Here is a 9,888-nt window from a genome sequence, read left to right on the forward strand (position 1 = left end):
CCTGCCCCTCAAGTACCGGGCAACTACCAGCCGATCACGGAGGCGTGGAGGGCTTGACAATCCATAGGAGTGTCAGGCGGGCAAGGACCAGAAGGATGGGCAAGGCAAAGCTTTGTTTGCTGCTCAAAAGCACCCCAACTGGAGTTCCTAGGTTGTCGAGGTACAAGACGGCCAGACAGGCAAGAGCGCCATGGCCCGATTCAGCGCCCAACTCCGGTTTCCCTCAGCCGCGCTGGATGGCAAGGCGGTAGGGAAGCAGCTGGGGGAGCAGTTAATGGCCTTGCTCCAGTCAGCTCACCTTGCAGTGGCCTATTGCGGCCCCACCGGCCTCACGGCCCAGGCCAGCGATCACCGCGACTCCTGTGATCAGAAGCTTGTGCTGAGCTGGGGGCAGGCCGCTGGAGCAGCGGGCGTAATGGCCCTGCTGCTGGAGCTGCAAAGCCATGAAGCAATGGCCTGCGGTGCACCGTTGACTTTGCGCAGCTTCTCGCAGTTGTTGCAGACCCTGCAGGAGGCACTGCCAGAGCTCGAAGTGCTGGAGCGGAGCGACCGGCGCCAGGGCTGAGCAGCGCCGAGCAGATCATCAGTAGCGTGCGCGATAACCGAGCTGTCGTGCTCCACACGGCAGAGGCCTGTGATGGGGAAGCCAAACAGTTCAGGTGAGGGGGCTGGCACCGCTGTTCTGCTGCAGCGCCAGTGGAACAGGTCCGCTGCCGCAGAGGCCGGTGCGCACGGAGCAGCGGCCATTGGGCATCATGCCCAGCTCGATCAGACCAGCTTCCAGTACTCGGGCGGCGATCTGCTCTGCCGGCAGCCCCTCGGTACCGGCCTGATGTTCGAGGGCGTCGAGCAGCGCCGCCGGCAGCTGCCAGTGCACGGGCCTGAGATCAGAGGTCTCCATCACGGCTGCTGAGTTGACGGTGGTCACTGCGGAGTTCTAGGGCGTGCTGTGTTGTGGTTATGGCTGAGGTTGCAGGTACATGGCCTGCCTCTGCTTACACGGATTCACCAAAGCAGTCTTTCGACCAGTGACTGTCAGCTGTCAGCTCCAAAAACGGCTGCCCACTTAGGTCAGCAGCATGATCCCCGCTTATAGCCGTCCGCTAACACAGGGAGTGGCTTTAGTGCAAACCGGGTGAATATGAAATAAATATTGACGTGCAGGCATGGATTCAACTAAAGGCAGCTTGTCGTCCCTAGCCGGCCGCACCATTGCCCAGCTGCGCGCGTTGGCCCGCAACTCTCCGCTCGCCAACGTCTACAGCCGCCTCAGCCGCTCGCAGTTGATCGACGCCCTACAACAGGTGTTACCTCAACAAGCTCCAGCCGCCAACGACTACGTGCCTGTGGCAGTGGTCACAAGCGCCGCCGCTGGCGGCAGCGAGGTGACCTTCCTGCCCCGGGATCCGCAGTGGGCCCATGTCTTCTGGGAGCTCGGCAGCATCGATCAGCAGCGCGCCGCTGCCGCCGGTGCCAGCCAGCTCTGCCTGCGGGTGAGTGATGTGACAGGTCTGCAGACTGGCGCCAGCCATCCCCACGCCCTGCAGGAGGTGGTGGTCGATGCCAACAGCAGCGAGTGGTACCTAGCCCTGCCGCTTTGTGATCGCGACTACCGCGTGGAACTGGGCTATCGCCTGCCCTCCGGTGGCTGGTTGCATCTGGCCTTCTCCTCGGTGGCGCGCATGCCGGCCAGCGGGCCGAGCGAGGTGGTGGCCGACCTGTTCGTGCCTTTCTCCCTCGATGTGCTGCCGGCACTGCTCTCCAGCCTGCCGCCTGCTCAGAGCGGCGGCGGTGTGGAGCACGAGCTCATGTACCGCCAGTCCACTGCTGCTAGTCCGAGCCGCCGGCGCATGGGGTCGGAGGTGTGGCACGAGCAGGGGAGCGCTGGGCAGCTGGGGGATCAGTGGCTTAGCTCCGCTTCCGGGGCGGGTCTGTGGGCCAGTGGCCGCAGTGAATCGGGCCGTGGCATGGCCCAGCCACGCTCTTTTTGGCTGGTAGCTGATGCCGAGCTGATTGTTTATGGGGCAACCGAGCCCAGCGCCAGCCTGTTCATCGGTGATGCGCCAGTGCCGCTGAGCAGTGATGGCACCTTCCGGGTGCAGGTGCCCTTCCGCGATGGCCAGCAGGTGTACCCGATCCGGGCGGTGGCCGCCGATGGCGAGCAGGAGCGCTGGGTCCGGCTGGAGTTCCAGCGCAACACCCCAGAAGCGCAGGTAAACAGCAAGGAAGAAGCGCTAGTGGAGTGGTTCTGAGGCACCTGGATCGGCGATTACCCCTTTTTGGCGGCATCGCTGATCCGCCGCTGGGAGCAGACAAAAAACAGCAAACGGAGGTCCGTCATGACGGACTTCAACAACTGCCTGGGCAGCACCTGCCTGAACACGACAACCAGCCATGCCCAGCCGGTCCGGTGGCGGAGCGTGGGCTTAATGGCACCCACCTGCTCAGGGCAGCTGCTTTTAACGCCTGGGCTGCTAGTGGTTGGGTGGCGCCTCAGTAGAGCGCTTCCTCGGCATGGGTTTCGATGGTGCAATCCGAGGTGGGGAACGCCACGCAGGTGAGCACGAACCCGGCCGCCATCTGGTCTTCATCGAGGAAGGCCTGATCCTCTTGGTTCACGGTTCCACTGATCAACTTGCCTGCGCAAGACGAACAGGAGCCAGCGCGGCAGGACACTGGCAAATCAATGTCCTGATCCGCTGCCGCATCAAAGATCGACTGGTCATCGGCGCATTCGATGGTGCGGTTCAGTCCCTCGTTGGCGTTGACGAGCGTGACTTTGTAGGTGGCCATGGCAACAGGGCGGGCAAGGGGGTCCAGCCTGGACTGGTTCGCTGCTCAGCCTGCTGGCTCAAGGTGCCGCAGGCCCAGTCCCCATACGGGGAGGCTTTGCCCCCGCTTGGGGGGCGCCGTCGCCAGGGCTGTTGGCAGAGAGTGTGGCCTGAGCAGGGATACGGTCAGGCCGATGGAGACAATGTTGAGTGAGCTTATGTTGGTGGCCTTGTTGCTGGCCGTAGTGCTCGTCTCGGGCAAGGTCTGAGCGCGCTTCTCCTGAATCAGCCCCCAACGGGGACAGCAAGTTCGGCTGGAAGCAGTAGGTCATCCGCATTGATGGAATCGAGTTGCTCGACGCCCGTGAGGCCATGGGACCAGATGTCGACGCGGCTCTGAGGTGGACAGCTAAACAGCCATTCCTCAAACGGGAAGATCACCTTCTCCTGAAAGAAAGCCTCCGGACCGATACAACGCAGGATCACCATTTGATTGCTGGTGTTGTGATAGAGGCAGGTATCCATCCTCGTGGGTTGGGCGTTGCTCTTTGCATAGCTGCTTTGGCTAACGCACAACGGTGACGATTCGAACCTGATGAGCGATTGTCCCCAAATGGGGGCAATTTGGCCAACCGGCGATCAGGGCCAGGCGATGAAGCTGACCGGCTCATATTTCGCGATCGTGATCCGCCAGGCCCTGATCGCCAGGCCCTCCAGGCTATTGAGCAACGATGCCGTCTCATCGCCGGCGATCCAGCTCGCCTTGAGCAGCGGCAGCTGTTCGCTCATCAGCTCCATCGGCAGTTCCAGCAACAGCAGGCTGGCCTCACCAGCGGCCCGTTGCAGAGGGCCCTCCTCGCTGCGCTGCCACAGGCGCAGCAGCAGATCCAGAGCCAGGGTGCGTCCGTCATCGCCGGGATCAACGGCATCGGCAGCGGCGGCTGACTGAGATTTGCCGGTAAGGGGCAGCGCGCGCTTGCCCGCAAACTCCACCAGGGCCAGGGCAACGAGATAGGGAGCGTCTGCCATGGATTCAATCCTGCGAGGCCGCACCACCCTGGCGGATCAACGGACGCCGACACGATGCTGCCCCTCAGGATGAGCAGAAGTACCTGAATAACGGCAGACGTTGCCCAGCGATCGGCTGGTCGGGTGTCCCATCCAGAGATCCGGCAGGGTTACATTCACCAAGCCAAACTGGACCCGCTGGGGCTGTGCGTTATGGCCACTATCGGAGACCAGCTCCTGACCTATCGCTCGGCCCTCACCGAGGCCCAGTCGAAAGGTGAGCAAGCGACCGCCAGAAAGATACAGCAGCAGATCAGGGAACTGGAGGAGTTCCAACAGCGCCACCCCGAGGAGGCCAAGGCCCCCTCTCCCTTCGAAGTGTTCTGTGACCTCAACCCCTCCGACGTCAACTGCCGCGTCTACGACGACTGAGCCGGGATCGGTTCGAGGGCAGGACTCTCCACTCCTAGGGTTGGCCCTGGCTTACTTCGCATCCCAGCCAGAGGCATCAGCCGGAGCATGGATCTCACTCCCTTCCTGGCCACTGCCGACAAAGGGTTTCATGAAGAGGGCCTAGAATTTATTGAGATTTCAGGCCTTTCGCCGTTGCGGCGAAAGGCCGTTTTCTGTTGCGGGCGCTTTGCCGGACCTTCGGGGAGTATTCCCGTATCACTTGCGCCGTCACCGATCAAGAAGCCTGCCTCGGCTATCTAGCTGCGCAAGCCGACGATCCCTACGAGCTGCTGGTCTGCACCGACTACCTGGAGAGCGGCAACGGTTTCGATCTGGTGCGTGAGGCTCGCCAGCTTCATCCGAAGCTCCATACCGTGATCCTGGCGCTGGGGGATGCGATTCCGGCGGAGTGCAGCGAGACCCCGTGGCTGGAAGCCGTTGTTGCTGAGGCCGACTTCGTGGATGATCAGCAGCCACTGCAGGCCGCCGTCATGGCCGTACTTGGCGGGCACTCCTACCGCAGCCCCTCCCTGCGGACGGGCATCCTGCCCTACCTGAGCTGTCCCAGGCTCACCCCCCGCGAGTATGAAGTTCTCGACCTGCTCGCCAGTGGCCTGAGCGACCGGGAGATCGCCAAGCGTCTTGTGGTGAGTGATGAAACCGCTCACACCTACACCAAGCGGCTACTGCAAACCCTCAACGTGCACAACCGGCTGCAGGCCGTTCTGAAGGGAATGCGCTGCGGCATGGTTCAGATCTGAGCGGCGCCAACCACCTGGTCCCGATCGCCAGGGGGGGCTCCGCACTGTTCCCGATTGGGGGCATCCCTTCCTGGCTCGTTGCAGCAGATTGACTGAGATTCCGGCCCGGAAGGCCATGTCATGTCCCTAATTCAACGGGAAACTCCCTATCCCCACTGGGAATTCAGCGATCCCATCAGCGGTGATCTGCTGCGGGTAGTGCCAGAACGCGGGGGGCTTATCAGCGGCTGGCGTTGCGCTGGCCACGAAGTTGTTTACCTCGATCTCGAGCGCTTCCTCGACCCAGCCCAATCGGTGCGGGGAGGCTTTCCGGTGCTCTTCCCGATCACCGGAGGCCTGCCAGACAACCAGCTCCCCCTGCCCCAGGGTGTGTTCAACCTCGGCCAGCACGGCTTTGCGCGCCAGCTGCCCTGGAGCCTGGAGCCCCTGGCGGATGGAGGTGGCGTTCAGCTGCAGTTGGCCGACACCGAGGAGACGTTGAAGTCCTACCCGTTCAGCTTCCTGCTCACCATGGAGGTGCGGCTGGCACCAGGGGCGCTGGAGATCACCACCATCGTGGAAAACCGCGGCAGCGACACGATGCCCTTCAGCTTCGGGTTGCACCCATACTTCAACCTCTCCAGCCTGGAGAGTGTGCGCTTTGAGGGGTTGCCGGCCCAGTGCCTCAACCACCTCACCATGGAGGACGCCTCCACGGCGGAGCAGATGGAGAGGCTGGCCGATGGCATCGATTTGCTGGTGCGGCCCAAGGGGGCAGTGCGGCTGGTGGACGAGGCCGCCGGCACCAGCCTGGAACTGCAGCTGAGCCACCCCCTTGATCTGGTGGTGCTTTGGACGGAGCCACCGCGGGCGATGGTGTGCATGGAACCCTGGAGCGCACCGCGCCAGGCCCTGTTGAGCGGCGACCGCAAACTCGAGCTGGGCCCCGGTGCCAGCACGAGGCTCCAAACCCGCTATGCCTTCACAGCAACCCAGGACGTCTGAGGGTGAATTGCCCCCAAGCGGGGGTTTCCCTCAACCGGGCGGCTGCTCGAAGATTTTGAACGTCCGAATCGTTGCTGCTATGAGCCAGGCAACCTTCACCGCCGCCCTAACGATCGGCGAACTAGAAGCAAGTTTTCCGGTGTACTGCAAGGCCTTGCGCATCCTGATCCGAGAGGAAAAAACCATCGAGCAGATCAAGCGGAGCGTTTGCTGGCATCGCCTCGAGAAGCTGCATCAATGCCTGCCAAGGCATTACAAGGATCCCAACCACCTCTACTTCCAGCTCAGGCGGGAACTCACCGCGTGAATCGAGTTCTGGCGATCATCCTCGGAGGCGGTGCCGGCACCCGGCTGCAGCCCCTCACCCTCACCCGCGCCAAACCGGCGGTGCCGCTGGGCGGCAAATACCGCCTGATTGACATCCCGATCAGCAACTGCATCAACTCCGGCATCAACAAGATCTACGCCCTTACTCAATTCAACAGTCAATCGCTCAACCGCCACCTCAGCCTCACCTACAACCTCTCCTCCGGTTTCAGCAGCGGCTTCGTGGAGGTGCTGGCGGCCCAGCAAACCCCCGACAGCCCGAGCTGGTTTGAGGGCACCGCCGACGCCGTGCGCCAATACCGCGAACTTTTCGAGGCCTGGGATGTGGATCAGGTGCTGATCCTCTCCGGTGATCAGCTCTACCGGATGGATTACGCGGCCTTCGTAGCGGCCCATCGAGCCAGCGGTGCCGCGCTGACGGTGGCGGCATTGCCGGTGGACAGCTCGGCGGCCGAAGGTTTTGGCTTGATGCGCACCGATACGGCAGGGCGGATCCGGGAGTTTCGCGAGAAGCCCAAGGGCGAGACCCTTGAGGCGATGCGGGTCGACACCGGGGCACTGGGCCTATCAGCAAGTGAAGCGGAGCGCCGACCGTTTCTGGCCTCGATGGGCATCTATGTGTTCGAGCGGGACACCCTGTTCAACCTGCTCTCCAGCCAGCCGCAGGCCACCGACTTCGGCCAGGAAATCATTCCGGCCGCCCTGGCCAATGGCCTGCCGCTGCAGAGCTACCTGTTCGATGACTACTGGGAAGACATCGGCACCATCAAAGCCTTCTACGACGCGAACCTAGCCTTGGCCGATGAGCAGTCCGCCTTCAGCTTTTACGACGAGCAGGCCCCGATCTATACCCGCTCGCGCTATTTACCGCCCAGCCAGATCCGTGATTCGCACCTGCACCGCTCGGTGCTTAGCGAGGGTTGCCTGCTTGATCGCTGTGTGATTCAGCACTGCGTGCTGGGTCTCCGCCTGCGGGTGGAGGAGGGCGCGGTGCTGGAGGACACGCTGGCGATGGGTGCCGATAGTTATGAATCGGAGGCTGAGCGCTCCCTGGTGCGCTCCCGTGGTGGCGTGCCGCTCGGGATTGGGGCTGGTTCAGTGGTGAAGCGAGCGATTCTCGACAAGAATGTGCGTATCGGCGCCAATGTGCAGATCATCAATAAGGATTGGGTGCAGGAGGCGGACCGCAGTGAGCTGGGATTCACCATTCGCAGCGGCATTGTGGTGATCGAAAAGAACACGACGGTGGCCGATGGCTCGGTCATTTAGGGGCCTCACGCTCTAAGCGATCAGCTTGTTCAGGGCGTTGACTCCTCGACGATGTCGACAACAAGGGCTCGCACCGGTTGGCTTGTTTGATTGCGCCACCAGTAGGTGACGCCGGAGGTTTCAAAGGCTGCTTCCCCGGCGTTCAGCATTACAGGGCTGCATGAGGGTCCCCGGCGTTCCGTCCAGTGGTCCCTCCAGCAGATAGGCCACCCCGAGACGGCTGTCATGGCGGTGAAGGCCGATGTGGCCGCTGAGGGCGTGGGTCGCGAAGCCGACATCGTGGAGCAGGCCATAACCAGCGGTCTGCCGAAGACCAGCTCCCAGCTGGCAAAGGCAGTGGTCAGCTCCACGTCCCATGACCACCCCGATGAGCGCCGAGCGGTTCGGCGATCGCTTCCGCTTCTACCGCGACCAGCCGCAACAACAAGCCGGTGTGCAGCAGCTGTATGCCGCCATCGACAGCAGCGACCAGAGCACCGCGATCCTCTGCGAGCAGGCGCCCTGGGCACTCACCTTTAGCGAGCAGCCACCAGCCCCAGCCCAGCCGCAGCCTCCGTCCGGTGGTCTTGATCCCCGCGGTTCAGAGGAAGCCGGCATGGTCGGTCCGCAGAAGCCGGCACCGGTCAAACCGGGTGATTCCTACCTGCTTGTGAATGACCGCGACGAAGACATGGAGGCCTATGACCACAACGGCCAGTTTCTGTGGAAGCTCCCCTGCCTGGCTCGCGGGCAGGGCGCGGATACGGACTGGAGCCACACCAACACCGACACCCCGCCAGGTCTCTACAAGCTGGGCCAGCTGTATGCGGATTACGAGCAAAACCCCAATCCACCCTGCTCCGATACCGCCATGGCCTACGGCTGGTACTCCTTTGACCTGAAGGAGTTAGAGGGCCAGGAGGTCAAGGCCGGCCGGGCCGGGATCATGCTCCACGGCGGTGGATCCGCCTGCGGCTGGCCCGGCGCTTGGGCAGCGCAGCAACCCCTGCATCCCACCTTGGGCTGCATCCGTATTCACAACGCCGATCTACGCGACAAGGTGTTGCCTCTGTACCGGCAGGGCACGGTTTATGTGGGGGTGTTTCAGGAAAAAAAGTGACGGCGGGACCCCTGGGCCAGGAGTCCGGGTCCCACGCCAACCTGCAGCACTGGCTGGAGTTCTTCTGCAGCAGCGCCGTCACCGAGGCCAGCCTTGGCGTCATCAAGGCGCTTAGTGCTGAGGAGGCTTGCGGCTTTCTTGGCTGCATGGTCATCGAGACCGGTGAGCCGGAACTGGAGAACCTCGATGTAATCGAGGCAGGCAGTGGCGCCGGCCGTGGGGCGATGCAGTACACCGGCGTGCGGCGCACCGCCTATGACGCCGCCCGCAGCCAGGCCATCGCAGAAGGCATAGATCCCAACAGCAACAGCTGGCAGGAGCAGTACTTCGCCGAGGAATACGCCGGTCTGCATGACCCGCCCGAGGGATCGTTGATCGGCTGGACCCGTGTATTTGAGGACCGGCCTTCTGGCATGGATTCAGCAGCGGCAGCGGCCTACTGGACCGGTTCAGCCGCAGCGGCTGAGGGTTACTTCAGGCCCGGCACACCGCACCTAGAGCGGCGCCAGGCGGAAGCCCAACGGATCTGGGGGTTGCTGCAGGGCGGTGAGCTGCAGTTGCCGCCTTTAGAGGCCTGACCAAGGGGAAGAGCAGCGATGGAAGCAAACCCAACGCCCTTGCCTCCCAAGCCGCCGTTCGACCGTGAGCGGTTCATCTTTAAGACCCTGGCGGTGGTGATCGGCACCCAGCTGCTGATCTATTCGCTGGCTGCTGGGGTCTGCGGTCAGCGAGCACTCGAGGGCCGGCCTGTTGGTCAGATCTGCCCCGGCACGCTTGAGCAGCTGCAGGGCGGCTTTGATTCCACCCTCAAGCTCCTCCTGGCGCTGCTGGGTGGTGCAGCACTGACGCGGATGGCACCTCCCTCTTGAGCGCGATCAAGCTCCTGCGCTCACTGCCTAGGCCGCAACACCAGCCAAACAATCAGCAGCATGCTGCCAGTGCTCACCAGCGTAAAAATCCAATCGGCGTAAGGAGTCCAGGGCATCCACCCAGCCTGCCTCCACCGGATACCCCATACAGCCGAATCAAACAACCGAAATTCGGATGTTTGATCGCTCCGAGCTTCCACCCGTTCGCTCCCGCTCTGGGATTCCAGCTCTGCGCTGAACAGGCCGCACATCGGCCTTGCTCCACCCACTTCCAAAACTCTTGGGTTGCCCACCAGTGGCTTGCTCCGGGCTTCCTCAGTCTGAGGCATTCCTACGTCATGCCTCCG

Annotated in this window: 14 protein-coding genes; 10 read left to right on the top strand and 4 right to left on the bottom strand. The window is 62.8% G+C overall.

Annotated features, from left to right (window positions below):
- Positions 1 to 190: 190 nt before the first annotated feature.
- Positions 191 to 565 (top strand): hypothetical protein, encoded by a 375-nt coding sequence (locus AC01FP_RS14425; protein WP_474481263.1) that lies wholly within the window; start codon positions 191 to 193, stop codon positions 563 to 565.
- A 90-nt stretch (positions 566 to 655) separates the two neighbouring features.
- Here AC01FP_RS14425 and AC01FP_RS14430 read toward each other — a convergent pair whose 3' ends face one another.
- Positions 656 to 901 carry a hypothetical protein gene (locus AC01FP_RS14430; protein ID WP_474481266.1) on the bottom strand — a complete coding sequence of 82 codons (246 nt, stop codon included), beginning with the start codon at positions 899 to 901 and terminating at the stop codon, positions 656 to 658.
- 265 nt (positions 902 to 1,166) lie between these two features.
- On the opposite strand from AC01FP_RS14430, the gene AC01FP_RS14435 reads away from it, so the two are divergent.
- A complete protein-coding gene (locus tag AC01FP_RS14435; RefSeq protein WP_474481269.1) occupies positions 1,167 to 2,252 on the top strand; it encodes a DUF4912 domain-containing protein in 1,086 nt (361 codons plus the stop codon).
- Positions 2,253 to 2,493: 241 nt separating this feature from the next.
- Here the strand turns inward: AC01FP_RS14435 and AC01FP_RS14440 are convergent, their stop codons facing one another.
- The 3 genes from AC01FP_RS14440 to AC01FP_RS14450 all read right to left on the bottom strand — a co-directional run bounded on the left by AC01FP_RS14440 (position 2,494) and on the right by AC01FP_RS14450 (position 3,800).
- On the bottom strand, positions 2,494 to 2,793 hold the full coding sequence (locus AC01FP_RS14440; RefSeq protein ID WP_474481271.1) for a 2Fe-2S iron-sulfur cluster-binding protein: 300 nt from the start codon (positions 2,791 to 2,793) through the stop codon (positions 2,494 to 2,496).
- A gap of 263 nt (positions 2,794 to 3,056) precedes the next feature.
- Complete coding sequence (locus AC01FP_RS14445; RefSeq protein ID WP_254954499.1) at positions 3,057 to 3,296, bottom strand: DUF1830 domain-containing protein; 240 nt, start codon at positions 3,294 to 3,296, stop codon at positions 3,057 to 3,059.
- A 114-nt stretch (positions 3,297 to 3,410) separates the two neighbouring features.
- A complete protein-coding gene (locus AC01FP_RS14450; protein ID WP_474481274.1) occupies positions 3,411 to 3,800 on the bottom strand; it encodes a hypothetical protein in 390 nt (129 codons plus the stop codon).
- 192 nt (positions 3,801 to 3,992) lie between these two features.
- On the opposite strand from AC01FP_RS14450, the gene AC01FP_RS14455 reads away from it, so the two are divergent.
- From AC01FP_RS14455 to AC01FP_RS14490, 8 genes are all read left to right on the top strand, one after another.
- Positions 3,993 to 4,211: a CP12 domain-containing protein gene (locus tag AC01FP_RS14455; protein WP_474481276.1), complete on the top strand. Its 219-nt coding sequence runs from the start codon at positions 3,993 to 3,995 to the stop codon at positions 4,209 to 4,211.
- A 197-nt stretch (positions 4,212 to 4,408) separates the two neighbouring features.
- The gene (locus AC01FP_RS14460; protein ID WP_474481278.1) at positions 4,409 to 4,993 is read left to right on the top strand and encodes a helix-turn-helix transcriptional regulator; all 585 of its coding nucleotides are present in this window, start codon (positions 4,409 to 4,411) and stop codon (positions 4,991 to 4,993) included.
- Positions 4,994 to 5,113: 120 nt separating this feature from the next.
- Positions 5,114 to 5,977: an aldose epimerase family protein gene (locus tag AC01FP_RS14465; RefSeq protein ID WP_474481280.1), complete on the top strand. Its 864-nt coding sequence runs from the start codon at positions 5,114 to 5,116 to the stop codon at positions 5,975 to 5,977.
- A 79-nt stretch (positions 5,978 to 6,056) separates the two neighbouring features.
- Positions 6,057 to 6,284 (top strand): DUF3136 domain-containing protein, encoded by a 228-nt coding sequence (locus AC01FP_RS14470; RefSeq protein ID WP_474481282.1) that lies wholly within the window; start codon positions 6,057 to 6,059, stop codon positions 6,282 to 6,284.
- Positions 6,281 to 7,573, top strand: coding sequence for a glucose-1-phosphate adenylyltransferase (locus AC01FP_RS14475; RefSeq protein WP_474481283.1), 1,293 nt, complete (start codon positions 6,281 to 6,283; stop codon positions 7,571 to 7,573). Before AC01FP_RS14470 ends, AC01FP_RS14475 begins: the two co-directional genes overlap by 4 nt.
- A 355-nt stretch (positions 7,574 to 7,928) precedes the next feature.
- Positions 7,929 to 8,672 carry a L,D-transpeptidase gene (locus tag AC01FP_RS14480; protein WP_474481285.1) on the top strand — a complete coding sequence of 248 codons (744 nt, stop codon included), beginning with the start codon at positions 7,929 to 7,931 and terminating at the stop codon, positions 8,670 to 8,672.
- A complete protein-coding gene (locus tag AC01FP_RS14485) occupies positions 8,669 to 9,250 on the top strand; it encodes a phage tail tip lysozyme (RefSeq protein WP_474481286.1) in 582 nt (193 codons plus the stop codon). The genes AC01FP_RS14480 and AC01FP_RS14485 overlap by 4 nt, the downstream gene beginning before the upstream one ends.
- 18 nt (positions 9,251 to 9,268) lie before the next feature.
- The gene (locus AC01FP_RS14490; RefSeq protein ID WP_474481288.1) at positions 9,269 to 9,541 is read left to right on the top strand and encodes a hypothetical protein; all 273 of its coding nucleotides are present in this window, start codon (positions 9,269 to 9,271) and stop codon (positions 9,539 to 9,541) included.
- Positions 9,542 to 9,888: the final 347 nt, after the last annotated feature.

The sequence above is a fragment of the Cyanobium sp. NIVA-CYA 375 genome (genome assembly GCF_056108345.1).

What these genes read in the sequence shown, in the direction of transcription:
- AC01FP_RS14470 (WP_474481282.1), top strand. Translation starts at nt 6,057, where the DNA reads ATGAGCCAGGCAACCTTCACCGCCGCCCTAACGATCGGCGAACTAGAA.
- AC01FP_RS14455 (WP_474481276.1), top strand. Translation starts at nt 3,993, where the DNA reads ATGGCCACTATCGGAGACCAGCTCCTGACCTATCGCTCGGCCCTCACC.
- AC01FP_RS14445 (WP_254954499.1), bottom strand. Translation starts at nt 3,296, where the DNA reads ATGGATACCTGCCTCTATCACAACACCAGCAATCAAATGGTGATCCTG.
- AC01FP_RS14440 (WP_474481271.1), bottom strand. Translation starts at nt 2,793, where the DNA reads ATGGCCACCTACAAAGTCACGCTCGTCAACGCCAACGAGGGACTGAAC.
- AC01FP_RS14465 (WP_474481280.1), top strand. Translation starts at nt 5,114, where the DNA reads ATGTCCCTAATTCAACGGGAAACTCCCTATCCCCACTGGGAATTCAGC.
- AC01FP_RS14435 (WP_474481269.1), top strand. Translation starts at nt 1,167, where the DNA reads ATGGATTCAACTAAAGGCAGCTTGTCGTCCCTAGCCGGCCGCACCATT.
- AC01FP_RS14430 (WP_474481266.1), bottom strand. Translation starts at nt 901, where the DNA reads ATGGAGACCTCTGATCTCAGGCCCGTGCACTGGCAGCTGCCGGCGGCG.
- AC01FP_RS14490 (WP_474481288.1), top strand. Translation starts at nt 9,269, where the DNA reads ATGGAAGCAAACCCAACGCCCTTGCCTCCCAAGCCGCCGTTCGACCGT.
- AC01FP_RS14425 (WP_474481263.1), top strand. Translation starts at nt 191, where the DNA reads ATGGCCCGATTCAGCGCCCAACTCCGGTTTCCCTCAGCCGCGCTGGAT.
- AC01FP_RS14480 (WP_474481285.1), top strand. Translation starts at nt 7,929, where the DNA reads ATGACCACCCCGATGAGCGCCGAGCGGTTCGGCGATCGCTTCCGCTTC.
- AC01FP_RS14450 (WP_474481274.1), bottom strand. Translation starts at nt 3,800, where the DNA reads ATGGCAGACGCTCCCTATCTCGTTGCCCTGGCCCTGGTGGAGTTTGCG.